21 protein-coding genes are annotated in these 23,045 nt (G+C 59.7%); 19 read left to right on the top strand and 2 right to left on the bottom strand.

Annotation, left to right across the window (positions count from 1 at the left end; genetic code table 11):
- Positions 1 to 281 precede the first annotated feature (281 nt).
- The 12 genes from FHX06_RS19435 (at position 282) to FHX06_RS19380 (ending at position 12,408) form a co-directional block, all read left to right on the top strand.
- A complete protein-coding gene (locus FHX06_RS19435; protein WP_183880508.1) occupies positions 282 to 1,181 on the top strand; it encodes an alpha/beta fold hydrolase in 900 nt (299 codons plus the stop codon).
- 504 nt (positions 1,182 to 1,685) lie between these two features.
- Positions 1,686 to 2,249: an isochorismatase family protein gene (locus FHX06_RS19430; RefSeq protein ID WP_183880505.1), complete on the top strand. Its 564-nt coding sequence runs from the start codon at positions 1,686 to 1,688 to the stop codon at positions 2,247 to 2,249.
- Entirely contained in the window at positions 2,249 to 3,250 is a 1,002-nt protein-coding gene (locus FHX06_RS19425) for a GlxA family transcriptional regulator (RefSeq protein WP_183880503.1), read from the top strand. Before FHX06_RS19430 ends, FHX06_RS19425 begins: the two co-directional genes overlap by 1 nt.
- A gap of 458 nt (positions 3,251 to 3,708) precedes the next feature.
- Positions 3,709 to 4,041: a hypothetical protein gene (locus tag FHX06_RS19420; protein WP_112972402.1), complete on the top strand. Its 333-nt coding sequence runs from the start codon at positions 3,709 to 3,711 to the stop codon at positions 4,039 to 4,041.
- A gap of 698 nt (positions 4,042 to 4,739) precedes the next feature.
- The gene (locus FHX06_RS19415; RefSeq protein WP_183880502.1) at positions 4,740 to 5,327 is read left to right on the top strand and encodes a transglutaminase-like cysteine peptidase; all 588 of its coding nucleotides are present in this window, start codon (positions 4,740 to 4,742) and stop codon (positions 5,325 to 5,327) included.
- Positions 5,328 to 5,576: 249 nt separating this feature from the next.
- The gene (gene panC / locus FHX06_RS19410) at positions 5,577 to 6,452 is read left to right on the top strand and encodes a pantoate--beta-alanine ligase (RefSeq protein ID WP_183880500.1); all 876 of its coding nucleotides are present in this window, start codon (positions 5,577 to 5,579) and stop codon (positions 6,450 to 6,452) included.
- Positions 6,449 to 7,270, top strand: a complete 822-nt coding sequence (panB, locus tag FHX06_RS19405) for a 3-methyl-2-oxobutanoate hydroxymethyltransferase (protein WP_112542500.1) — start codon at positions 6,449 to 6,451, stop codon at positions 7,268 to 7,270. The genes panC and panB overlap by 4 nt, the downstream gene beginning before the upstream one ends.
- Before the next feature lie 289 nt (positions 7,271 to 7,559).
- On the top strand, positions 7,560 to 8,762 hold the full coding sequence (locus FHX06_RS19400; protein WP_112542499.1) for an MFS transporter: 1,203 nt from the start codon (positions 7,560 to 7,562) through the stop codon (positions 8,760 to 8,762).
- Between the two features lie 206 nt (positions 8,763 to 8,968).
- Complete coding sequence (gene msuE, locus FHX06_RS19395) at positions 8,969 to 9,529, top strand: FMN reductase (protein WP_183880498.1); 561 nt, start codon at positions 8,969 to 8,971, stop codon at positions 9,527 to 9,529.
- A 241-nt stretch (positions 9,530 to 9,770) separates the two neighbouring features.
- Complete coding sequence (locus FHX06_RS19390; RefSeq protein ID WP_183880496.1) at positions 9,771 to 10,607, top strand: MetQ/NlpA family lipoprotein; 837 nt, start codon at positions 9,771 to 9,773, stop codon at positions 10,605 to 10,607.
- Positions 10,608 to 10,691: 84 nt separating this feature from the next.
- Positions 10,692 to 11,774, top strand: coding sequence for a methionine ABC transporter ATP-binding protein (locus FHX06_RS19385; protein WP_112542725.1), 1,083 nt, complete (start codon positions 10,692 to 10,694; stop codon positions 11,772 to 11,774).
- Entirely contained in the window at positions 11,755 to 12,408 is a 654-nt protein-coding gene (locus FHX06_RS19380) for a methionine ABC transporter permease (protein ID WP_112542496.1), read from the top strand. The genes FHX06_RS19385 and FHX06_RS19380 overlap by 20 nt, the downstream gene beginning before the upstream one ends.
- A gap of 77 nt (positions 12,409 to 12,485) precedes the next feature.
- On the opposite strand, the gene FHX06_RS19375 is transcribed toward FHX06_RS19380, so the two are convergent.
- Positions 12,486 to 13,841, bottom strand: coding sequence for an LLM class flavin-dependent oxidoreductase (locus FHX06_RS19375; RefSeq protein ID WP_112972397.1), 1,356 nt, complete (start codon positions 13,839 to 13,841; stop codon positions 12,486 to 12,488).
- Between the two features lie 206 nt (positions 13,842 to 14,047).
- Here FHX06_RS19375 and tauA point away from each other — a divergent pair, with 206 nt between their 5' ends.
- The 4 genes from tauA (at position 14,048) to scpA (ending at position 18,970) form a co-directional block, all read left to right on the top strand.
- The gene (tauA, locus tag FHX06_RS19370) at positions 14,048 to 15,052 is read left to right on the top strand and encodes a taurine ABC transporter substrate-binding protein (RefSeq protein WP_183880494.1); all 1,005 of its coding nucleotides are present in this window, start codon (positions 14,048 to 14,050) and stop codon (positions 15,050 to 15,052) included.
- Positions 15,053 to 15,112: 60 nt separating this feature from the next.
- The gene (locus tag FHX06_RS19365) at positions 15,113 to 15,907 is read left to right on the top strand and encodes a taurine ABC transporter ATP-binding protein (protein ID WP_113212287.1); all 795 of its coding nucleotides are present in this window, start codon (positions 15,113 to 15,115) and stop codon (positions 15,905 to 15,907) included.
- Entirely contained in the window at positions 15,904 to 16,734 is an 831-nt protein-coding gene (locus tag FHX06_RS19360; protein WP_113212288.1) for an ABC transporter permease subunit, read from the top strand. Before FHX06_RS19365 ends, FHX06_RS19360 begins: the two co-directional genes overlap by 4 nt.
- Positions 16,735 to 16,834: 100 nt before the next feature.
- A complete protein-coding gene (gene scpA / locus FHX06_RS19355; protein WP_113212289.1) occupies positions 16,835 to 18,970 on the top strand; it encodes a methylmalonyl-CoA mutase in 2,136 nt (711 codons plus the stop codon).
- A gap of 1 nt (position 18,971) precedes the next feature.
- Here scpA and FHX06_RS19350 read toward each other — a convergent pair whose 3' ends face one another.
- A complete protein-coding gene (locus FHX06_RS19350; RefSeq protein ID WP_183880492.1) occupies positions 18,972 to 20,132 on the bottom strand; it encodes a fumarylacetoacetate hydrolase family protein in 1,161 nt (386 codons plus the stop codon).
- 356 nt (positions 20,133 to 20,488) lie between these two features.
- Here FHX06_RS19350 and FHX06_RS19345 point away from each other — a divergent pair, with 356 nt between their 5' ends.
- From FHX06_RS19345 to FHX06_RS19335, 3 genes are read left to right on the top strand one after another with little or no spacing between them, the layout of a single operon-like run.
- The gene (locus tag FHX06_RS19345) at positions 20,489 to 21,499 is read left to right on the top strand and encodes a Gfo/Idh/MocA family protein (RefSeq protein ID WP_113206646.1); all 1,011 of its coding nucleotides are present in this window, start codon (positions 20,489 to 20,491) and stop codon (positions 21,497 to 21,499) included.
- A gap of 10 nt (positions 21,500 to 21,509) precedes the next feature.
- On the top strand, positions 21,510 to 22,607 hold the full coding sequence (locus FHX06_RS19340; RefSeq protein WP_183880490.1) for a Gfo/Idh/MocA family protein: 1,098 nt from the start codon (positions 21,510 to 21,512) through the stop codon (positions 22,605 to 22,607).
- Positions 22,608 to 22,617: 10 nt separating this feature from the next.
- Positions 22,618 to 23,028 (top strand): VOC family protein, encoded by a 411-nt coding sequence (locus FHX06_RS19335; protein WP_112972389.1) that lies wholly within the window; start codon positions 22,618 to 22,620, stop codon positions 23,026 to 23,028.
- Positions 23,029 to 23,045: the final 17 nt, after the last annotated feature.

Here is a 23,045-nt window from a genome sequence, read left to right as displayed (position 1 = left end):
CAGGCAGAAAACCATGCAGTCGCGGCAGAAGCGTCAGTTGGAAACGGCTGACGCTTCTGCCGCGAAGTGCCGCCCTGAGGTTCTCCTGAACGAGCGACTTCCGGAACAAAAGCCGGTCGACGTTGGTTGAGTGATTCCGAACCAAGAAATCTCCGCGTCGATGCGCGCGTGATGCGACGACACCCATTGCCGCAGGTCCGCTATTGCCGGACCACAGGGAACCAATAGATGTTCGAGCGGTTTGGTGATCTCCAAGGAGTCTGAGCGGCCGAGAGGTGTGCGTGCAACAAACGACCCATCGATATGTGAGCATCAACGGCATTGATATCTTTTATCGCGAGGCAGGGCCTGAAAACGCACCCGTGGTACTGCTGCCGCACGGCTACCCGTGCTCGTCGTATGAATTCCGCAATCTCATGCCGAGACTGGCAGATAACTGGCGGCTACTCGCGCCCGACTTTCCCGGCGCCGGCTACAGTGCAACTCCTGATAATTTCGAGTACAGCTTCGACGGCTATGCCAACTTCCTGGACAGCTTCGTGACGACGCTTGGCGTGAAACGCTTTGCGCTCTATCTGCACGACTTCGGATCGCCCATCGGCGCGCGGTTGGCTATCAAGGCACCGGAGCGCATTGCCGCACTTATCATTCAAAATGGCGATATCCCCTACGAGGATGCGCTGGGATCGAAATATGCCGAAATCGAGGAGACCTGGCAGCTACCTCGAGCCGACATGAGGCTGAAAGTCGCGGAGGCGATCAACGAGGAGACATTCAGGCAGGAGTTCCTCAACCATGTGAGGCCTGAGCTCGCTCAACAAATTCCTCCCGACCTCTGGAAGCTGCATTGGTCGCTGATGACGCCGAAGCGCAGGGAGGTTGCGATTGATCTGATCTCGGGCCTGAAGGAGAACCGCGCCTGGTTTCCGCAACACCGAAACTACCTCGCCACGCACCGTCCGCCAACGCTGATCGTATGGGGACCTCAGGACGGGTACATGCCGGAGAAGTCGGCGCGTGCCTATCTCCGCCACCTCCCTGACGCCGAACTGCATCTTTTGGACGGCGGCCATTGGCTTCTGGAGACCAACCTAGATGAGGTGGTCTCACTCGTCCGTAACTTTCTTGGCCGGGTTCACACGCCCGGCAAGGCAAAAGACGCGACGCAATCCGACACTTGAACGGAGGGTATGATATGTTGTGAGGGGCATCAAACGGCCGATGTGATCACAACACGATGCTCTCAGGCATCAACTCCGACATCCAGATCAAGCATCAGGCCAAAGTGGGCGTTGGCCCACCGGATTGTCGAATGCAAGCGTTGTGGATTGTATCACGGCCGTCACAGTCTAGGCGCGCAGATGCCGGTTCGGCTGGCTGTGGCACGCACGCAGCAAAAGTGGTTGTAATGCGGCGCGTTCTTACTTGCTGAGCATGAACTTCGTACAGACGCGAGACGTGATCGGTCCGAGATCGCGGGCGATAGTCGCTGCACAGTCTTCGTCTCCGGCGATGTCTCCGGCTCGCGCGCAGGTCGTGCCGCACCCTGAATCGTCCTCTTCGGACCGAGCGATCAGGGCATGCATCATGTTGGCGTGATCTGTCCCCTATCTGTCCGCAATCGGCATTTCGCAGTATGCTCCTCTCGATAGAATGTCTTCATGCCCATCCTTGGAGATAACCAAATGTCCGCAGATACCGTACTCCTAGTCATCGATGCCCAGGAATCCTTCCGTCATCGACCCTATTTTCGTGAAGATGAGGTCGGGGTTTATATCGCGTCCCAGCAAGCGCTGATCGATGGCGCGAAAAGGGCCGATCTTCCGGTCGTCCAGATATTTCACGTCGAGGAGGCAGGCGTTTTCTCTGAAGGTTCGGGCTTCGTCCGCCCGCTGGCGCCGCTTCGGATTGAGGCTGATGCGGTGTTTCGCAAGCGCCGCCACAGCGCGCTTGTCGGCAGTGGCCTGGACGTCTGGCTGACTGAAAACCATATCCGGCGTGTCATTATCTCCGGCATCCGCACCGAGCAGTGCTGCGAGACGACGGCAAGGCACGCCTCCGATCTCGGTTACGAGGTCGACTATGTCGGCGAGGCAACATTGACCTTTCCGATGACCGATAGGTCGGGTCGCGAATGGAGTGCCGCCGAGATCAGGGCGCGCACGGAATTGGTCCTTGCCGATCGTTTTGCCCGCATCGTTACCGTAGAGCAGGTGCTCAACGGACTTTCAGCACGAGCGGTCGCGTAATGGTGGATGGCCCCCGGCGCATCATCCCGGTTTTCGTGGTCGTGCCGCCGCGGGCGCTCCTGCTCGATATCGCAGGTCCCATGGAAGTCTTGCGCAGAGCCAACCTCGAGCAGGGATCGACAGAGTTCGTGCCGAGCTACATCGGACCTGCCGCTGAGGTGCGAAGTTCGACCGGCCTCGACCTCGCCAAGATTTCTCCGCTTCCGGTACGTTTGCCCGACGACGCGCTTCTTATTGTTTCCGGTGCGGTGGATGAACCGCTTGCCGGGTCGGTCGAAAGTGGACCGGGAGATGCGGCCCTTGAGGCAGAGATCGTTGAATGGCTAAGTCGGACCGTTCGGCCTGGCATCCGCCTCGCGACGATCTGTTCCGGTGCCTTGCTTGCGGCGCGGGCGGGACTGCTCGAGGGCTATGAATGCACGACCCACCATTCCATGCTCCAGGAACTCGTCCGACTTGCTCCGACCGCCCGCGTCCGCGAGAACCGGCTCTATGTCGAGGATGGTGAGCGGCTGACCAGTGCGGGCGTCACCGCGGGGATCGATCTCATGCTTGCGGTGGTCGCAAAAGAGGTCGGTCATGCTGTGTCGCTTGCCGTAGCACGCACTCTGGTCATCTATCTCCGGCGGGCCGGCGGTGATCCTCAGTTGTCGCCGTGGCTGGAAGGGCGAAATCATCTCCATCCGGCAATCCACAGAGCCCAGGATGCCGTCGGCGCCGACCCCTCGCAAAACTGGTCCGTTGAGACGCTCGCCAAGATCGCCGCGACGAGCCCGCGCAATCTGTCACGGCTTTTCAACGAGCACACCGGCATGAGTGTGACCGACTATGTCAACCGCATGCGAATTGCGCTCGCAAGAGAACTCATCACCGGCTCGAGGCTCGATATGGAAAACGTCGCTGAACGCATCGGCTTTTCGTCAGCTCGCCAGTTTCGACGGGCCTGGAGACGACTTCACGATACGCCGCCGGGCCACGTTCGAGGGCCGACCAGAAGCTGACAGGATTGATCAAACCCTAACGGGGGCTGTCGCCTTGTGAGCAAAAAAAGAGGCCGCGAGCGTAAGGCCGGGCCTTTAGGTGTGAAGGTCAAAAAACCTCCAGAGGGGAACAGCTGACGTAGCGGGCCGGGAGGAATGGACCGCGGTGGATCGCCAACTGTCGCGATGATGACCGAAGGTCGTTTTTCATGCCAAGTATAAGGCACTCAAAACGAGGCGCTCTTTGACAAATTCTACCGCAGGCGCTCCTGGAGTCCTGCAATCAGCCGGCGAATATTGAAAGACATTGTCGGCGAGTGGCTGCCGCTGCGCATCGAGAATGACGGTTGCGCTCTTGGCGCGATGCCCGGGAAGCGTCCGACGGAGGCCGGGCAGCCAGTCCGTAAAGTGGAATCCAATGCTGGCGATCCTTGGCCGACAGCTGTATGCAGCTTGCGGAAGACGAACGAAGGTCACCGATGAGAATAGAATTTCTGCTTTGGCTCGCTGGCGCGATGGCAACATTTCTGGGCGCGGCGACCGCTTCGCGCACCTATATCGCGACCAACAGCATTCTTGTGTTGATCCTGTCTCTCGCCCTTTATTGCGTGGGTAATCTCATCATGGTGCGGCTCATGAGAGAGGGCGGAATGGGGCTTGCAATATCGGTTTCCGCCGTTGCTCAGCTGTTGCTCATCAACGTGATTGCATATTTTGTTTTTGACGAGCGGCTTGCTCCGTCACAGATGCTAGGCGCGGGGCTAGGTCTGGTCGCAATGATGCTTTTGTTATTCCCAATTGGGGAAAGATAGCAGTCCCGAAGCGGCTGGTTTCGAAGATGCGAAGCCAGAGCGCAGAGAAGGGTAGTATCCTCTTTTGTGCCCCCAAGGGGATAGCGCGACTGCGAAAGCCTGCATCGAATGATGTATACCGGAATCCGCATCCCCTAGAACGGTCGCGCACGTCGCTGGCGGTGTCCCGGTCGGCTACTGATATCCGATGTTCAGGGCGAGCCCGGACATATCGGTTGAAGACCTGGAAGGAAATTCCTCCAGGCCGTGAAGTCGCGCCTGATTGTCAAAATCCCTAAAAGCGCGATCCCGTTTTTGCAACAGCATGCAGCCCGCGACGGGAGATTAAGATCTCGTTTTGTCATCGCTCGCCTATAGCGCGATCTCTCCTGTCGCCGAGCGCATGATTTTTTTAAATTAATATCTATCGCACCGATTGAAAAGGAGTATCGTAACGCTAGTTTAAATTGTTAAGACGTTGGCGTCGATGCGTCTGGTCGTGATACGCATGCGGCCAGCTCTGCTCCGACTGAGGGACAGGAAATGCCTGAAAACCCCCTAAATTATTGTATTCTGAGAAATGAACCTCTCCGGAAACATCCTGGAAATAAGGACCGCGACCGAGAGCCCAGCCGTCGAATGACATGCCCAAAAGGGCTTCATCACCGCTGGTCGTACCTCATCATTGTTCGATGAATTGCCACACGGAGAGGTAGACGATGTGGAAGCGTGAAGTGGTTGTCGTAGCGACGCTTGTATCCCTGTTTACCGTTCAGGCTGCCCGCGCGGACGGTCCTGCCGGTGCAGCCCGCGGGCTGAAGACGGCGCCGGTGTTCAGCTATATTTCTGAAAAGCGCCGAACTGCAGCACCTTTCGCGCATGTGATGTTTTGCGCTCGAAATCCGGATGAATGTACGGTTCGCGGCGATGTTTCCGAAGTTCCCTTGAGCCCCGTTGCGGAGAAGCAACTTGGCGATATCAACGCGTCGGTCAACCGCTCGATCCATCCGACGGACGAACGGCAGGGCGATGTCTGGCAGGTGAACGTCAAGGCAGGCGATTGTGAGGATTTCGCGTTGACGAAACGCGACCACCTCATCGCCATGGGCTGGTCGTCGAAAGCACTGCGGATCGCCGTGACCAAGACGCCTGCCGGTAAAGGTCACGCGGTTCTGGTCGTCAAGACCGATCGCGGCGATCTGGTGCTCGACAACCGCACGAATGCGATCAAGGGCTGGAAGGATACGGATCTTCGCTGGCTGATGATCCAGTCAGGCGATGATCCGAAGATATGGTACGAACTCTAGATATGCAGACATGTTGCGGGTTCGAACCCATATGCGGCGACCGAATGTCGATGGCAGGGAAGGCGGCGTTCTGAGCCCGCAGAATGTCCGCGCCGAAATCCGCCGCCTCGGTTGCGATCGGCACCATTGAACACGCGTTGATGGAACCTTCGTCATCTAATCGATCTTATCGAAAAGAATCCATTGACCTGACGCCCTGCTTGCATCTTCTATCCGCCCCCACATGAGGAAGGCTGGCAGGAGGGCATAATGCAAGTCCTATCGAGCATTAAGGCGATGCGCGTAGCACTGGCATCAGCAAAGGCAAACGGCGGAGACGTCGGTTTCGTGCCTACGATGGGCTATCTTCATGCAGGACATATGGAACTTGTCGCGCAAGCCCGCGCTCAGAACCGGATCGTCGTTGCCTCGATCTTCGTCAATCCGCTCCAGTTCGGGCCGACGGAGGACCTCAGTCGGTATCCGCGCGATCTGGAACGTGACCAGGCGATGCTGGACGAGGCCGGCGTCGATATTCTCTTTGCGCCCGGCGTCGAGGATATGTATCCGCACCCGATGAAAACCGTCGTTGATGTGCCCGAGCTTGGCTGCGAGCTGGAAGGTGCCGTTCGACCAGGGCATTTTGCCGGCGTGACTACTGTCGTCAGCAAGCTTTTTAACATCGTACAGCCAGACAACGCCTATTTCGGCGAGAAGGATTACCAGCAGGTTGCCATCATCAAACGGATGGCAGACGATTTGGCGCTGCCCTTGCGCATCGTTTCCGTGCCGACGGTGCGGGATGCCGATGGTCTCGCTCTCTCTTCTCGCAATGTCTACCTCAGCGAAGAGCAGCGACGCGCTGCAGTCATCGTCCCTTGCGCGCTGGACGAGGCGGAGCGCCTTGTCAACCAAGGCCTGACCGACCCGCAGCTTCTTGAAGCAAAGCTCGTCGACTTCATCGGGCGTGAACCGTTGGCAAAGCCTGAGGTCGTCGCTGTAAGGGATGCCTCGACGTTGAAGCACGTCGCGAAAATCGACGATCCGGTGGTTGTCGCACTGTTCGTGCGGATTGGCACGACCAAGCTTCTGGACAACCGGGTGATTGCGAAAAAAGGTTCGTCTGGAACGGGAGAGAAATCATGAGCGCTGTGAGTTCCGCTAAGCGCCTGACGCCATCACGGATCCGGGCGATGAAGGGCGGCACGCCGATCGTGTGTTTGACGGCCTACACGACGCCGATGGCACGGCTCCTGGACGAACACTGTGATCTCCTGCTTGTCGGAGATTCGCTCGGCATGGTCCTCTATGGCATGGACAGCACCGTTGCGGTGACGCTCGACATGATGATCGCCCATGGCAAGGCGGTGATGCGTGGTGTCGCGAGAGCCTGCGTGGTCGTCGACATGCCCTTCGGCAGCTACCAGGAGTCGAAGGAGCTTGCCTACCGCAATGCCGTGCGCGTTCTGCAGGAAACCGGGTGTGACGCGGTCAAGCTCGAAGGCGGCCAGGAGATGGCCGAGACAATTTCCTTCCTCGCTGCGCGCGGCATTCCGGTGCTGGGCCATATCGGGCTCATGCCGCAGCAGGTTCATACCGCGGGCGGCTACCGATCTGTCGGCCATTCCGAGGAGGAGGTTGCCAAGATCCGGCGTGACGCCGACGCGATCGGCAATTCGGGGGCCTTTGCCGTCGTCATCGAGGGTACGGTGGAGACATTTGCGCGTGAGGTCACAACGGCAATTCCTGTTCCGACCATCGGGATTGGAGCTTCGGTTGCCTGCGACGGCCAGATCCTCGTCTCGGACGACATGCTTGGACTATTCAACGACTTCACGCCGCGCTTCGTCAAACGGTACGATGAACTTGGAAAAAGGGCAGCGGTGGCGATTGCCGCCTATGCAGACGAGGTGCGTTCCCGCGCATTCCCCACCGACAAACATACATTCAAACGTCGGTCTTGATTGTGAGGCCCTTTCGATTGGGAGCCGGTGATGAACCGCATCGCTCTTTTGATCACCAGTGCAGAATTGGCTCCATCAGAGGCCGAATTGCAGAATCGGGAGCAAAAATCTTAAAACTGCGTACCGATCCGCGCAAAACTGGGCTGTAATCGTCGCCCTCCATACGATAAATGCTTTTTCAGCGACCGCCGCTGACAATTCACTTCCCAAGCCCCGATCGCCTCATAAACAGCCCGCACGAAAACCGACGACGGCCCGATATGATTCCGGCCGCTCAGGAGGAAGATCCATGGCATCCGTTGCCGAGAGCGCCCCCCGCTTTGAAAAGACCGCAATGTCCATTCTGGTGGCAGTCAGCTTCTGCCACATGCTCAACGACATCATGCAGTCGCTGCTTGCCTCGCTCTATCCGCTCTTCAAGGCGAACTACAACCTCGATTTCGTGCAGATCGGCCTTCTGACGATGACCTTCCAGGTTACGGCCTCGCTGCTTCAGCCGCTCGTCGGCATCGTCACCGACCGTTGGCCGATGCCCTATTCGCTGCCGATCGGCATGGCGAGCACATTCTGCGGTCTGATCCTGCTCGGCAATGCCGGCAGCTTTGAGTTGCTCCTGGTCGCCGCCAGCCTGATTGGCTTCGGCTCGGCCGTCTTCCATCCGGAATCCTCGCGCGTCGCGCGTCTTGCTTCCGGCGGCCGCCACGGCTTTGCCCAGTCCTTCTTTCAGGTCGGCGGCAATGCAGGCCAGGCGATCGGTCCGCTGCTGGCCGCCTTCATCGTGTTGCCGAACGGTCAGCACAGCGTGTCCTGGCTTTCCGGCATCGCCATGGTTGGCATTGTGGTCCTGAGCTGGGTCGGCAGCTGGTACGTGAGCCACCGTCGTCAGAACGCCAGCAAGGCGGCCCCGAGTCGCACGCTGCCGCTACCTCAGAGCAAGGTCGTCACGGCGCTGCTCATCCTCGTGCTGCTGACGGCGACGAAGAATGTCTACATGGCAAGCGTCTCGAGCTACTTTACCTTCTATGTCATCGATCGTTTCCAGCTCGATGTGCAGCAGGCGCAGCTCATGCTCTTCCTGTTCCTGGGGTCCGTTGCGACCGGTACCTTCCTCGGCGGCCCGATCGGGGATCGTTTTGGTGCCCGTTTCGTCATCTGGTTCTCGATCCTCGGCGTGATCCCCTTCGCGCTGCTGCTGCCCTATGCGAACCTGTTCTGGACGGGCGTGCTCAGCGTTGTCATCGGCCTGATCTTCGCCTCCGCCTTTTCAGCCATCGTCGTCTTCGCGCAGGAACTGGTGCCAGGTCGCGTCGGGCTGATCGCCGGCGTTTTCTTCGGCTTCGCCTTCGGTGCGGGCGGTCTCGGTGCGGCCTTGCTCGGCGGTTTTGCCGACTCGCACGGTATCGCCTTCGTATATCGTATCTGCTCCTACCTGCCGCTCCTCGGCCTGTTCACCATCTTCCTGCCGCGCATCCCAAAACATCGAGCGGTTTAAGTTTCGCACTCGGAAAGAGGCACCGAAATGCTTTCGGTGCCTCTTTGGTATCCCGGCAAGCGCACGGCGCGGCGTCGCGGTGAAACGAACATTTTTTCCCCGGCCTTCAGCGAAGACGGATCGTCATTTCTTTAATCTACTATTTTGATGGATAATATCTGCCTGATGATGGAGCCATCGACGGCGCGATAGTGGAAGGAAATGATATGTCTGCACCCAAACTGGTCGGTCTTGCCGGCAGCTTCAATCGTCCCTCGAAGACCTTTGCTCTGGTCGAGAATATCGCCGGCCTCGCCGCGGAAAAATATGGCTTCCGCAATACGATTTACGACCTGACGGATGTTGGCCCCTCGCTTGGTCAGGCGTTGCGCCGTGACGACCTCGACAATCGCGCCAAGGAAGTCATCGCCGATATCATTTCTGCGGATGCGATCGTCATCGGCGCGCCGACCTATAAGGGCAGCTATCCGGGCCTTTTCAAGCACCTGGTCGATCTCATCGATCCGCATGAATTGCGCGCAAAGCCGATTGTCATCACGGCGACGGGCGGCGGCGATCGCCACGCGCTCATGGTCGAACATCAGCTTCGCCCGCTCTTCGGCTTCTTCATGGCCCATACCTTGCCGACGGCCGTCTACGGCTCAGATCGCGATTTCACTGACTATCGCGTCTCCTCCGAACAGCTTTCCAAGCGTATCGGGGAGGTCATCGGCGAGCTTTCCGCTTTCTTTCCGGCCAGAAGTTCCGCGCTGATCGCGGCGGAATGAATCTTATCCCAAGACTGACTTTCGCGGCGCCCATTGGGCGCCGTTTTCGTTTGACGGCTATTTTTACGCTGACATTAATCCATAAATTTGATAGAATTTTATCCTGCCGGCATCGACAAGGGGGCAAGAGTTTTTCTGGCATTAACAAGACATCGGACGTTCTTGCTTCGCTCGCAATGACCGCATTTGCAATTATCCGCCTGCTCGGGGCTCGGCCTCATTCAGTCAGACGGGATAAAAAATGACCAAGAACAAGAATATCGGCACCATTTCGATTTCGCGCCGCGCGGCGCTCACTGTTGCCGCCTCTGCGGCTGCGCTCATCGCCTTTGCTGCGCCGGCTCCTTCCTTTGCGGAAGACAAGTCGATCAAGGTCGGCATCATGAGCGGCGAGGACGAGGATGTCTGGCGTGTCGTGACCACCGAAGCCGCCAAGAAGGGCCTTAAGATCGAGACGATCACCTTCAACGATTATACCCAGCCGAACGAAGCGCTGGAGCGCGGCGAAATCGACGCGAACGCCTTCCAGCACCAGCCCTACCTCGACAATCAGATCAAGCAGAACGGCTACCACATCGTCCGTGTCGGCTATACCGGAGTGTGGCCGATCGGTCTCTACAGCAAGAAGCACAAGTCTGTCGCCGAGCTGCCGGAAGGCGCCGTGATCGGCGTGCCGAACGATCCGTCCAACGAAGGTCGTGCGCTGCGCGTTCTGCAGAGTGAAGGCCTGATCAAGCTGAAGGACGGCACGGGCATTCTTGCGACGATCGCCGACGTCGCTGAAAATCCGAAGAATATCGAGATCAAGGAACTGGATGCCGGCATTGTCGGCCGTTCGATCGATGACCTCGACGCCGGTGTCGTCAACACCGACTGGGCGTTGAAGAGCGGCCTTTCGCCGGCAGAGCGCGTCGCGCAGGAGCCGATCGTCGACAACCCCTACCGCAACTTCATTGCCGTGAAGGAAGAAAACAAGGATGCCGATTGGGTGAAGACCCTGGTATCTTCCTATCAGAACGATACCGTGAAGGCCGAGTTCGACAAGGTCTATAAGGGTACGGGCCTCAGCGCCTACTGATCGGCCGCCCTTCCGAGGGCGCCAATGACCGAGGCGGCCCGGGCCTTTGCCGGGGCCGCCTTCGGCTTTTGTGAAGGAATGAGCATGAATTCAATTGTCTCCGCTTCAGGGATCGAGACGCGCCCCGCTGACGCCGAAGAGGTCGTCCGGCTGACGGATGTCAGGCGTAAATTCGGTGCGACGCCGGCGCTTGACGGCATCTCGTTGAGTGTGAAGAAGGGCGAGGTTCTCGGCATTATCGGACGCAGCGGCGCCGGAAAGTCGACACTGATCCGCTGCCTGAACGGTCTTGAGCGCGCTGACAGCGGCGAGATCGTCATCGAGGGCCGTAACATTACAGGCCTTGCCGAGAAGGACCTGCAGCCGTTGCGCCGCCGCATCGGCATGATTTTTCAGCACTTCAATCTGCTTTCGGCCAAGACGGTCGAAGAGAACGTCGCGCTGCCATTGAAGATCGAAGGTATCGGCAAGGCAGAGCGACTGAAGCGGGCGCATGAGCTTCTGGATCTCGTCGGCCTTTCCGACAAGGCTAAGGCTTATCCGTCTTCCCTTTCAGGCGGCCAGAAGCAGCGTGTCGGTATCGCCCGCGCACTTGCCGCACGCCCGGCCCTGCTACTTTCCGACGAGGCGACCTCAGCACTCGATCCGGAAACGACGCGCTCGATCCTCGTTCTGCTGAAGGATATCAATCGTAAGCTTGGACTTACTATCCTGTTGATCACCCATGAGATGGAGGTGGTGCGTGGCATTGCCGATCGCGTCGCCGTCATCGATGCTGGCAGGATCGTGGAAGAGGGACAGGTCTGGTCGATCTTCGGCAATCCGCAGACGGCGATCACCAAGAGCCTGCTCGGCGGCATCCGCCCGCAACTACCCGAACATATTGCCGCTCGCCTGTCGCAGTCAGGTGGCACGGAAGCGATCGTCAGTGTCGATCTCTCCGGTCCGGAAGCCCAGGGCGCGCTCTTTGCCGACCTTTCGGCGGTATTGCCGCATTCCTTCCGCCTCGTGCATGGCGGCATCGATCACATCCAGAACCAGCCCGTTGCGCGGTTCTTCATTGCCGTTCCGGCGCGCGATCCTGCGCTTGCCGGAAAGGTCGAACAATTTCTGAAGGCCCGGTCCGCCCGGGTGGAGGTGCTTGGTTATGTCACCGATCATGATTAATCTGCTTTTGCGCTCCCTCTGGGAGACGGTGTTGATGACGGCGGCGTCCGGCGTGATCTCGCTCATTGCCGGGCTGCCGCTCGGACTGGCACTGGTGCTGACGAACCGAGGCGGCATTGCGGAAAATGCCTGGGTCAACCGCGTTCTCGGCGGTGTCATCAACGGCTTCCGCTCCGTGCCTTTCATCATCCTCCTGGTGGCGCTGATCCCACTGACCCGCCTGATCGTCGGCACGGCGATCGGCACTTGGGCGGCCATCGTTCCGCTCGCTATTGCGGCCACGCCCTACTATGCCCGTATTGCAGAGGTCTCGCTGCGCGAGGTCGATCGTGGGTTGATCGACGCCGTGCGTGCCATGGGTGGCAACCGCTGGACGATCATTCGCGAGGTTCTGGTACCGGAAGCCCTGCCAGGAATCGTTGCTGGTTTTACAGTTACGCTGGTAACGCTGATCGGCGCATCGGCGATGGCCGGAGCCATCGGTGCCGGCGGTCTCGGCGACCTCGCCATCCGCTATGGCTACCAGCGTTTCGAGACCAATGTGATGATCGCGGTCGTCGTCGTGCTCATCGTTCTCGTCTGCGGCATCCAGTGGCTGGGCGACCGGCTGGTCGCCCGCCTCGATCATCGCTAGAGCAATTCCAGCGTAAGTTTGCCGCGCGAACACGACGAGGTAGAGCATTTTCGTATTTCGAAGAAAGCGAAAAGACTCTACCGCCTGAACTGCGCGGCGGGATGGCTGGCCGATAGCCGGCCATTGCCGCCGAACAATTTCTGGCGCAGCGGTCCTTCCGCGTAATCGGCCTTGAACAGGCCGCGCTCCTGCAGCACGGGCACAACGAGATCGACGAAATCGTTGAGGCTTTCGGGTGTCACGGTGCGCGCCAGATTGAAGCCGTCGATGCCGCCTTCCTCGATCCAGCGCTGCAGCGTGTCGGCGACCTGCTCCGGTGAGCCGACGATCGGCTTCATGCGGCTGCCGAGCACCATCTGGTCGATGATCTGCCGCTTGGTGACAGGTTTTGCCGCCTGCTTGGTGATTGCCGCCAGCGCAGACTGATTGGCGTTGGTCGAGCTCTGGTCAATTACATCATCGAGCTCGTATTTCGAAAAATCAACGCCGACAGAGGCGGAATAATGGGCGAGCGACGCCTCGACGCTTGCATGCCGGCGATAGTCCTCAAGCTTTTCCTGTGCCTCGTTTTCGGTCCTGCCGACGACGACGGTGATCAGGCTCAGGACCTTGATCGCGTCCTCACCGCGGCCGTTCGCCAGCGTCTTGGCGCGAAGCGCATCGACAGTCGGACGCGCCGACTGCGGCGTCGGTCCGGCAATGAAGACGCATTCGGCATGGCGGGCGGCGAAATCCTGTCCGCGGGCCGATGCACCGGCCTGGAAGAGCAGGGGCGTGCGCTGCGGCGACGGTTCGGTAAGATGAATGCCCTCCATCTTGTAATACCGGCCCTGGTGACTGACCGCGCGCACCTTTGAGGCATCGGCGAAGATGCCGCGCTCGCGGTCACGTAGCAGCGCATCATCGTCCCAACTGCCTTCCCAGAGCTTGTAGAGGATTTCGAGATATTCCTCGGCGGCGTCGTAACGGGCATCATGCTCCGGCAGCTTCTCGAAACCCATGCTGCGGGCAGCACTGTCGAGATAGCCCGTCACGATGTTCCAGCCGATGCGGCCCTTGGTCAGGTGATCGAGCGTCGACATGCGCCGCGCCAGCAGGAAGGGCGGCTCATAGGTCGTGTTGACGGTGACGCCGAAACCCAGATGCTTCGTGACATAAGCCATGGCCGAAATTGGCATCAGCGGATCGTTGACCGGGATCTGCGCACCCGTCTCGATGACCGGGGCTGGGCTGTTTTTGTAGACATCATAGACACCGACGATGTCGGCCAGAAAAATGCCGTCTAGCCTACCGCGTTCGGCCGTGCGCGCAAAATCGACCCAGTAGTCAAGATCGGTGTAATTGACCGAGCGATCGCGTGGATGCGTCCACATGCCGTGGTTTATGTGCCCGACGCAGTTCATGTCGAAGGCGTAGATCTGCATTTTCTTCATTGAATATTGTCCTGAGATTTCGTCGGCCACGGGGCAGGAATTGTCGAGCGGATCGGGAAATCACCGCTTCTTCCCTCCAAATTAGAAGCAAATTGTCCCTCATCGCTGATTCCTGAAATTTTCTATCTCTATAAAATCTATGAATTTTACAATGATCTATCGACATTCCCGAGGCGGAATGATTTTTAACATTGCTGGAGAGGGATATGAAAATCAACCGACGCAACCTGCTGGGCACGGCCGCTGCCGCTGTCCTCACCTTGACCACCTATGCAGCCCACGCTGCCGACGTCACGCTCAATATCGGCTACCAGCCGATCGTCGAGCCGTCGCGCGTGCCGCAGGCCGATGGCACCTATGAAAAGGAGACCAAGGCCAAGATCAACTGGCAGAAATTCGATGGCGGCGCCGACGTCATCGCTGCCATCGCTTCCGGTTCTATCGATATCGGTTATGTCGGCTCGTCGCCGCTTGCCGCGGCCGCCAGCCGCGAACTGCCCATCGAGACGATCTATGTCGTCGGCCTCATTAGCGACGCTGAAGCGCTTGCGGTCAAGAACATCACCAAGCCAGAAGACTTGAAGGGTAAGAAGATTGCCACGCCCTTCGTTTCGACAGCGCATTACAGCCTGCTGACGGCGCTGAAGCACTGGAAGGTCGATCCGAAGTCGGTGCAGATCCTCAATCTGCGTCCGCCGGAAATCGCTGCTGCCTGGGAGCGCGGTGACATCGACGGCGCCTATGTCTGGGATCCCGTCCTGGCGCAGTTGAAAAAGAGCGGCAGCGTGCTTGCCACCTCCGCCGATGTCGCCAAGTGGGGCGGCCCGACCTTCGATGCCTGGATCGTCAGCAGGAAATTTGCCGAGGCCCATCCTGAAGTCGTCACCGGCTTCGTGAAGGTCACGGGTGCGGCTTACGCCTCCTACCTCGCCAATCCGGATAGCTGGAATACGAAATCACCGGAAGCCGAAAAGATTGCCAAACTCACCGGCGCCAAGACCGATGAAGTGCCGGCTCTTCTCAAGGGCTATACTTTCCCGAGCCTGAAGGACCAGGCCAGCGCCGATCTCCTCGGTGGCGGTACGGTCAAGGCCGTTGCCGAAACCTCGGCCTTCCTTCTGGAGCAGGGCAAGATCCCCGGCGTTCTGAAGGACTACAGCCCCTATGTTTCCGACCGCTGGGTCAAGGAAGCCGCCAAGGCCGGTCTCTGATCCTCCCAAGGGTCCCGGCGCGGCTTCGCCGCGCCGGTTTTTCTTAAACAGGTGGTGTCCATGAGCATACTTTCACTACAGTCCCTGTCGCTCGATTATGCCGAGGCAGGCACTCGCCGGAAGAGACGTGTGCTCGACGGCGTCAATCTGCATATCGCCTCCGACGAGTTCGTGGTGGTTATCGGCCGTTCGGGTTCCGGCAAGACGAGCCTTCTCAATATTGCTGCCGGTTTTACCGAGCCGAGCGAGGGACGCGTGCTGGTCGACGGCAAAGAGATCGACGGGCCTGATGTAGACCGAGCTGTCGTGTTTCAGGACGACGCGCTCTATCCATGGCTGACGGCCGCCGGCAACGTCGCCTTTCCGCTGAAGCTTCAGGGCATCCCGAAAGGCGAGAGGCAGCGCCGCGCGGAAGACCTGCTCGTGAAGGTCGGCCTCGATGGCGCGGGCAAGAAGAATATCTGGGAACTCTCCGGTGGCATGCGTCAGCGCGTCGGCATTGCCCGCGCTTTGGCCGCCAGCCCTCGCTTTTTGTTGCTCGATGAGCCGCTCGGCGCGCTCGATGCTTTGACGCGCAGCCGCATGCAAAAATTCCTGCTCGACGTCTGGGCCGAGAGCAAGACCGGCGCGTTGCTGATTACCCACAGCATCGACGAGGCCTTGCTGCTTGCCACGCGCGTCATCGTGCTTGCGCCCAACCCGGGTCGCATCGTTGCCGATATCAAGACGGAGTTCGGCAGGGCAGTGCTCGAAGGAAAAAGTATAAAGGATATCAAGGTGCTGCCGGCATTCAAGGACTTGAATGACGAGCTGACCACGCTCATCCACGCGGATGAAGAGGAGATTGCCGCATGAGCGTCGAGGCTGAAGCACTCACGACCGCAGTCTCGGATCAGCCGGTGGAAGCGCGGCCGAAACGCCGCGGTACGCTACCGATCTCGCTTGCGACCATTGCCGTCATCATCGCCGGCTGGAGCCTTGCTTCGGCTTATGGCGCCATCTCACCGGTCTTCCTGCCGTCGCCGTTTGTCGTGGCGCAATCGCTTGCCAATGTCGCGGTCAACGGCTTCGTCGATTCCACGCTCGCCGAGCATACGTTGGCAAGTCTGCTGCGCATCTTTGCAGCGCTCGCCGCCTCGCTCCTCATCGGCGTGCCCGCTGGTCTTGCCATCGCCACCAGCCGCATCGGCAAGGGCATCCTCGATCCGATCGTCGAATTCCTGCGCCCTCTGCCACCGCTTGCGTATCTGCCGCTGATCATCATCTGGGTCGGCATCGGCGAGGCGTCGAAGGTTACGGTGATCTCGCTCGCCATGCTGCCCCCAATCATCCTGTCGACGGCATCAGGCGTCAAATCCGCTCCGGCTGATTTCGTCAACGCCGCCCGCTCCTTTGGCGCGAGCCGGCTGCAGGTGCTGCTGCATGTCATTCTTCCAGGCGCCATTCCGTCGATTTTGACAGGCACACGCATCGCGCTCGGCGCCGGCTGGTCGACGCTGGTCGCTGCCGAGCTGGTGGCGGCAAGCCAGGGCCTTGGTTTCATGATCCAGTCCGCGGCGCAGTTCCTAGTGACCGATATCGTCATCGGTGGAATCGTCGTCATCGCCGCCATCGCCTTCCTGCTGGAGATACTGGCGCGGCTGATCGAACGGGTCCTCGTGCCCTGGGCCGCTCATCGCTGAACGTCTATCATCGCCTTGCCGATCAAATTATCCTAAGGCTGTATCGCGCCGCGCGACCGCATGATGGTAGCGTGGTGCGCAGATAATGCCGGAGGATGATATGACGAAGAAGACGCTGTCGGACTGGGAGGCGCTGGCGGAGAAGGAGCTGCGCGCAGCACCGGAGACGCTGACCTGGCAAACACCCGAAGGCATAGACGTCAAACCGCTTTACACCGCAGCCGATCTCGACAGCACTGACGTCGACAGCCTGCCCGGATTTGCGCCCTTCACGCGCGGTCCACGCGCCACCATGTATGCCGGCCGGCCCTGGACGATCCGGCAATATGCCGGCTTCTCGACCGCCGAGGAATCCAATGCCTTCTACCGCCGCAATCTCTCCGCAGGTCAGAAGGGCCTCTCCGTGGCCTTCGACCTGGCTACCCATCGCGGCTATGACAGCGATCACCCACGGGTCGTCGGCGATGTCGGCAAGGCGGGGGTAGCCATCGACAGCGTCGAGGACATGAAGATCCTGTTCGACGGCATTCCGTTGCAGGACATGTCCGTCTCCATGACTATGAATGGCGCCGTCATCCCAATTCTGGCGAATTTCATTGTCGCCGGCGAGGAGCAGGGCGTCTCGAAGGCGGAGCTTTCAGGGACCATCCAGAACGATATCCTCAAGGAGTTCATGGTCCGCAACACTTACATCTACCCGCCGGAACCCTCGATGCGCATCGTTGCCGATATCATCGAATATACGGCAAAGGAGATGCCGAAATTCAATTCGATCTCAATCTCCGGCTATCACATGCAGGAGGCGGGCGCGACGCTGGTGCAGGAGTTGGCCTTCACGCTTGCCGACGGGCGCGAATATGTGCGTGCGGCTATCGCCAAGGGCCTTGATGTCGATGATTTCGCCGGGCGGCTCTCCTTCTTCTTCGCGATCGGCATGAATTTCTTCATGGAAGCCGCAAAGCTTCGCGCAGCCCGCCTGCTCTGGACCCGTATCATGGAGGAGTTCGAGCCGAAGAAAGCGTCTTCGCTGATGCTGCGAACTCATTGCCAGACATCGGGTGTGTCGCTGCAGGAGCAGGATCCCTACAACAACATCATCCGCACGGCTTTCGAGGCGATGTCGGCCGTGCTCGGCGGCACGCAGTCGCTGCACACCAATTCCTTCGACGAGGCGATTGCCCTGCCGACGGAATTTTCCGCCCGCATCGCCCGCAACACCCAGCTCATTCTGCAGCACGAGACCGGCGTCACCAAGGTGGTCGACCCGCTTGCCGGCTCCTACTACGTCGAGAGCCTGACGAAGGAACTTGCCGACAAGGCCTGGACGCTGATCGAAGAAGTCGAGGCGCTCGGTGGCATGACGAAGGCCGTCAATGAGGGTTTGCCGAAGCGGCTGATCGAGGAGGCTGCCGCCCGTCGCCAGGCCGCGGTCGACAAGGGCGACGAGGTCATCGTCGGCGTCAACAAGTACCGGCTGGAGACCGAACAGCCGATCGACATTCTCGAGATCGACAACAGCGCGGTGCGCGCAGCGCAGATCCGCCGGATCGAGGAAACCAAGCGTCGCCGTGACGGCGCGAAGGTCAAGGAGGCGCTAGCCGCGCTTTCGGACATTGCCCGCAGCGGCAACGGCAATCTGCTTGCCGCCGCTGTCGAAGCGGCGCGTGCGCGAGCGACCGTCGGCGAGATTTCCGATGCGATGCGTGAGATCTTCGGCGATCATTTCGCCACGCCCAAGGTCATCCGCGGCGTCTATGGAACCGCCTATCGCGACGAACCGGAGCTGGATGTTCTGAAAGCCCGCATGGCCGAGGTAACCGAGGCGATGGGCCGCAAGCCGAAGATCATGGTCGCCAAGCTCGGCCAGGACGGGCACGACCGCGGCGCCAAGGTGATTGCCTCGGCGTTCGGTGATGTCGGTTTCGACGTGCTCGCCGGCCCGCTATTCCAGACGCCGGATGAGGCGGCCGGCATGGCGCTCGGCGAGAGGGTCAATGTGATCGGTGTTTCGTCGCTGGCGGCCGGTCATCGGACGCTGCTGCCGCAGTTGATCGACCGGCTTAAGGAACAGGGTGGCGGTGACATCATCGTCGTCTGCGGCGGCGTCATCCCGCGGCAGGACTATGAATTCCTGCACGAACACGGCGTCGCCGCCGTGTTCGGCCCGGGTACCAATGTGCTGGAGGCCGCGAATTCCGTTCTCGACCTCCTGCAGGGGATCAGGCGAAACCAGTAGCTCAGAGCAGCCCGCGCTTTGCGAGATTGCTCATCAGCGCCGAGATGCCGAAGGTCCACGGCGGGCATTCCGTCGACAGCCGGACGGTATTGACCAGTGCGCCGAGGCCGGCGGACGAGATTTCCACGACATCGCCGACCTTGTGGGTAAAGCCCTGGTTCTTGGCGTCGCGGTCCTGCGTTGGCGCAAAGAGCGTGCCGAGGAACAGCATGAAGCCATCGGGATACTGATGGTGACTGCCGACGGTCTGCTTGACGAGATCGGTCGGGTCGCGGCTGATCTGCGACATGGAACTCTTGCCGTGCAGCACGAAACCGTCCTGGCCGGTGACCTTGAGATCGAGTTCGGCCTTGCGGACGTCGTCGAGGCTGTAGCTCTGATCGAAGAGGCGGATGAAGGGGCCGATCGAGCAGGAGGCGTTGTTGTCCTTCGCCTTGCCGAGCAGCAGCGCCGAGCGGCCTTCGACATCGCGCAGGTTCACGTCATTGCCGAGCGTGGCGCCCTTGATCTCGCCACGGCTGTTGACGGCCAGCACGATTTCCGGCTCCGGATTGTTCCAGGTCGAGATCGGGTGGAGGCCGACATCCGAACCCCAGCCGACCGATGAAAGCACCGGCGACTTGGTGAAGACTTCTGCATCCGGGCCGATGCCGACTTCGAGATATTGCGACCAGATGCCTTCCTCGATCAGCGCCTTCTTGACCTCGGCGGCTTCCGGCGAGCCGGCCTTGATGTTGGTCAGGCTGCCGCCAATCAGCGTGCTGACGCGCTCGCGAATGGACGCTGCCCGATCCGGATTGCCGGCGGCTTTCTCCTCGATGACGCGTTCGATCATCGACTGGGCGAAGGTCACGCCGCAGGCTTTGATTGCCTGCAGGTCGGCCGGTGCCAGCAGATAGGCTTTGCTCGTATCTGGTTTGCCAGTGCTGTTGGCGGCAATCGCCTCAAGGGTGCCAAGCGCCTTGCCGCTGGCGGTACGGACGAAGTCTGCCGCATCGGCTCGCTCCAGCAGAGCGCTCAGCGTCGGCGCTTCAGCGGAGGTGATATCGACGAGGCTGCCATCGCGCAGCGTTACGATGCTCGGCCCGGCAACATCGGGGTTCCAGGCACGGCCGACAAAGAGACCGCCCGAAGCGGCACCGTCGAGGGGGGATTGGGACATGGTGATCTTCCGTCACAGGGCGGAGCGGGGAGCGCTCCTGCAGAATGGGATAGCTGCCGTCCTCCTACCCGACGGCCTTCAAAATCGAGCATATTCATCGGCCAAGAGCAAGCCTCAAAGGGCTGGAGCGGTTCGTAGCGGTGCAGCACGATGGCGCGGTCAAGAGGCATTTCGTCTTAACTTATAACTATTTAGATACAAAATAATCTTTCTATTTCATATATTTACAAAAGAGGCAAAAGAGTTTTGCCATCAATCCCGCCTTGACAGGCCTTTGCTTTCGCTGTCTGGTTTGCACCACGAAGGAGGGTCGGCGTAAGCCGGCCCGGATAATTCCCCGGGAGGATAATATTGCGATGCTAAGATTTGCCGTCGTCGGAATCGATCATGGGCACACTTTCGATCATGTGAAGGGATTGTTGGCCGCCGGCGCCGAATTCGTCGGCTATTGCCCGCAGACATCAGTGCCGGCTATCCGCGAAATGTTCGAGAAAACCTATCCGGACGCGCCGCAGATCGACCGTGAGAAGATCTTCGCTGATCCCTCCATCGACATCATCTGCATTGCCGCGATCCCGCGTGACCGCGCCGGCCTTGCCATCCGCGCGATGAAAGCCGGCAAGGATGTCATGACCGACAAGCCCGGCGTGACGACCTTCGCCCAGCTGGAAGAGGTCAAACGTACCGTTGCCGAGACCGGCAAGATCTTCTCCATCTGCTTTTCCGAGCGCCATTGTGTGCGCTCTGCCGTCAAGGCCGGCAAGCTGGTGAAGGAAGGGGCGATCGGCAAGGTCATCCAGACGCTGGGCATGGGGCCGCACCGACTGCAGCTGCCGACACGGCCGGACTGGTTCTTCGATCCGGAAGCCTTCGGCGGCATCATCGTCGATATCGCCTCGCATCAGGTCGACCAGTTCCTGTTCTATACAGGCTCGACGACGGGTGAGGTGGTCGCAAGCTCTGTTGGTAATTTCGGCATGCCGGAAAAACCGGCCTTCCAGGATTTCGGCGAAGTACTGCTGCGTTCCGACAAGGCAAGCGGTTATATCCGGGTCGATTGGTTCACGCCGGAAGCCCTGCCCACCTGGGGCGACGGTCGACTGACCATCCTCGGCACCGAGGGTTATATCGAGCTGCGCAAGTATATCGATATCGCCGGCCGTCCCGGCAAGGATCATCTCTTCCTCGTCAATGGCAAGGAGATGACGCATATCGATTGCAGCGGCGAGAAGCTTGATTATTTCGACGCCTTTGTCGCCGACGTGCGTGACCGCAGCGAAACGGCGATGACGCACAACCACGTGTACGAGGTTTGCCGTCTGTCGCTTGAAGCGCAGTCGAAAGCCGCCCGTATCGGTAATCGCTGAGGAAGACACCATGACACGAAAACTGCGCGTCGGCGTCATCGGTGCAGGCATCGCTGAGCGGCACCTGACAGGTTTCGCCTGGAACAGCGATCTCTTCGAGATTCCCGTTCTCTGCTCTCTCGATGCCGATCGCGGCCAGCCGCTCTGCGAGCAGCACAAGATCCCCGAATATACGCAGGATACGAATTCGCTCTTCACGCGCGACGATCTCGATATCATCGATATCGCCACGCCGCCGAGCTCGCATTTCGAACTGTGCAAGAAGGCGATCGAGAGCGGCAAGCATGTGATCTGCGAAAAGCCGCTGTTCGGTTCGATTGCCGAAGTCGATGAGATGGCAGAGATCCTTGCGAGTTCGAACGGGCGCAAGCTGATGCCGATCTTCCAGTATCGCTATGGCAGCGGCCTGCAGAAGCTGAAATTGCTGATCGAGCGCGGCCTGGCCGGCAAGCCCTTCCTGACCACGATCGAAACGCATTGGTGGCGCGGCCCGGATTATTATGCGGTGCCTTGGCGTGGCAAGTGGGCGACGGAACTCGGCGGCGGCCTGCTCGGTCATGCCATCCATGCTCATGACATGCTGAATTATGTCCACGGCCCCTGTGCCGAGGTGTTTTCCTATGGTGCGACGCTCGTCAATCCGATCGAGGTCGAGGATACCGCGTCACTGTCGGTGAAGATGCAGAACGGCTCGCTTGCGACGCTTTCCATGACCCTCGGCTCTCGCAAGGAAATCTCCCGGCTGCGCTTCTGCTTCAGCGATCTCGTCGCAGAAAGCATTCTGGAACCGTATACGATGGGCCGCGATCCCTGGACCTTCATCGCCGGAAGCGAACAGCATCAGGCGCGCATCGATGCCGCCCTTGCCGGCTACGAAGCCAGGGAGGACGGGTATACGCGCCAATTCCAGCTTTTCCATCAGGCAATCATGGATGACCGCGATCCGCCGGTTACCCTGCAGGATGCCCGCAATTCGCTTGAGCTGGTAACGGCCGCTTATTATTCGCAGCGCACCGGCCGACCGACGCCGATGCCGATTACGGCCGACCATCCCCTATACGGTTCCTGGCTGCCGGAAGAAGAACGGCGCCCAGCCGCCAGCGTCTGAGGAAAAGACGGTGCTGAAATCATTCGAGCATATCGGCATGACGGTCGGCAATATGGATCGCGCCATTGAATTCTATTGCGGACTGCTGGGGTTGAAGCTGCATCTGCGCAAGCAGATGCCTGACGGCATGCAGGTCGCCTTTCTCGATGCCGGCGGCGGCATGCTGGAGGTTTTCGGACCACCCGGCGGTGCTGCGAGGGCGGTCGATCTCCCGGAGGGAACGGCCGGCGTCAAGCACATCACCTTCCATTTCGAGAATGTCGAAGAAACCTTCGCGCGGCTGGAAGCGGCGGGCGTCGAAATCAAGGAACGTCCGCGCTTTGCCGTCCATTCCGAGATGCTGAACAAGATCGCCTTTGTTCGCGATCCCGACGGTATCATCGTCGAGCTTGCGGAGCGCTCACAGAACCGGCTTGGCTGACAGCTGCCACGCGCCCG

The organism is Rhizobium sp. BK512 (assembly GCF_014194915.1).
Classification (GTDB): domain Bacteria; phylum Pseudomonadota; class Alphaproteobacteria; order Rhizobiales; family Rhizobiaceae; genus Rhizobium.
Note: the sequence above shows the minus strand (reverse complement) of the source record. Positions and strands in the feature narration are given on the sequence as shown.

Coding starts and splice junctions, on each gene's coding strand:
- FHX06_RS19430 (WP_183880505.1), top strand. CDS start 1,686: ATGTCCGCAGATACCGTACTCCTAGTCATCGATGCCCAGGAATCCTTC.
- FHX06_RS19425 (WP_183880503.1), top strand. CDS start 2,249: ATGGTGGATGGCCCCCGGCGCATCATCCCGGTTTTCGTGGTCGTGCCG.
- FHX06_RS19420 (WP_112972402.1), top strand. CDS start 3,709: ATGAGAATAGAATTTCTGCTTTGGCTCGCTGGCGCGATGGCAACATTT.
- FHX06_RS19415 (WP_183880502.1), top strand. CDS start 4,740: ATGTGGAAGCGTGAAGTGGTTGTCGTAGCGACGCTTGTATCCCTGTTT.
- panC (WP_183880500.1), top strand. CDS start 5,577: ATGCAAGTCCTATCGAGCATTAAGGCGATGCGCGTAGCACTGGCATCA.
- panB (WP_112542500.1), top strand. CDS start 6,449: ATGAGCGCTGTGAGTTCCGCTAAGCGCCTGACGCCATCACGGATCCGG.
- FHX06_RS19400 (WP_112542499.1), top strand. CDS start 7,560: ATGGCATCCGTTGCCGAGAGCGCCCCCCGCTTTGAAAAGACCGCAATG.
- msuE (WP_183880498.1), top strand. CDS start 8,969: ATGTCTGCACCCAAACTGGTCGGTCTTGCCGGCAGCTTCAATCGTCCC.
- FHX06_RS19390 (WP_183880496.1), top strand. CDS start 9,771: ATGACCAAGAACAAGAATATCGGCACCATTTCGATTTCGCGCCGCGCG.
- FHX06_RS19385 (WP_112542725.1), top strand. CDS start 10,692: ATGAATTCAATTGTCTCCGCTTCAGGGATCGAGACGCGCCCCGCTGAC.
- FHX06_RS19380 (WP_112542496.1), top strand. CDS start 11,755: ATGTCACCGATCATGATTAATCTGCTTTTGCGCTCCCTCTGGGAGACG.
- FHX06_RS19375 (WP_112972397.1), bottom strand. CDS start 13,841: ATGAAGAAAATGCAGATCTACGCCTTCGACATGAACTGCGTCGGGCAC.
- tauA (WP_183880494.1), top strand. CDS start 14,048: ATGAAAATCAACCGACGCAACCTGCTGGGCACGGCCGCTGCCGCTGTC.
- FHX06_RS19365 (WP_113212287.1), top strand. CDS start 15,113: ATGAGCATACTTTCACTACAGTCCCTGTCGCTCGATTATGCCGAGGCA.
- FHX06_RS19360 (WP_113212288.1), top strand. CDS start 15,904: ATGAGCGTCGAGGCTGAAGCACTCACGACCGCAGTCTCGGATCAGCCG.
- scpA (WP_113212289.1), top strand. CDS start 16,835: ATGACGAAGAAGACGCTGTCGGACTGGGAGGCGCTGGCGGAGAAGGAG.
- FHX06_RS19350 (WP_183880492.1), bottom strand. CDS start 20,132: ATGTCCCAATCCCCCCTCGACGGTGCCGCTTCGGGCGGTCTCTTTGTC.
- FHX06_RS19345 (WP_113206646.1), top strand. CDS start 20,489: ATGCTAAGATTTGCCGTCGTCGGAATCGATCATGGGCACACTTTCGAT.
- FHX06_RS19340 (WP_183880490.1), top strand. CDS start 21,510: ATGACACGAAAACTGCGCGTCGGCGTCATCGGTGCAGGCATCGCTGAG.